Raw genomic sequence first — 255 nt, forward strand, 5'->3', positions numbered from 1 at the left:
CCCGCCCCCCGGTAGTGGCGGCTGCAATGTGGGGTACCACTGGTGCTCCCGGGATAAGCTCACACGCCTCACCACCCGGTACCGGCACATCACCACAACCACGTCTGCAGGAGGCCAGTCTGGCAACCCCGGCAGCTCGTACAGGGATACAGCTGATACCGGCACTGACCCGCGTACCTGCCTTCATTGATACGGAAGTGGACTCTGACAATGCTGTCTCGCGCGTGGTGGCCTCCGTACCTGCCGGCCCATGGG

At 64.3% G+C, this 255-nt stretch carries 1 pseudogene; it reads left to right on the forward strand.

Annotation, left to right across the window (positions count from 1 at the left end):
* Positions 1–255, forward strand: a pseudogene (locus E0D98_RS27090) (conjugal transfer protein TraO); the annotation flags it as partial.

It is taken from the genome of Escherichia sp. KCJ4928 (assembly GCF_004352695.1).
GTDB lineage: Bacteria > Pseudomonadota > Gammaproteobacteria > Enterobacterales > Enterobacteriaceae > ECMA0423.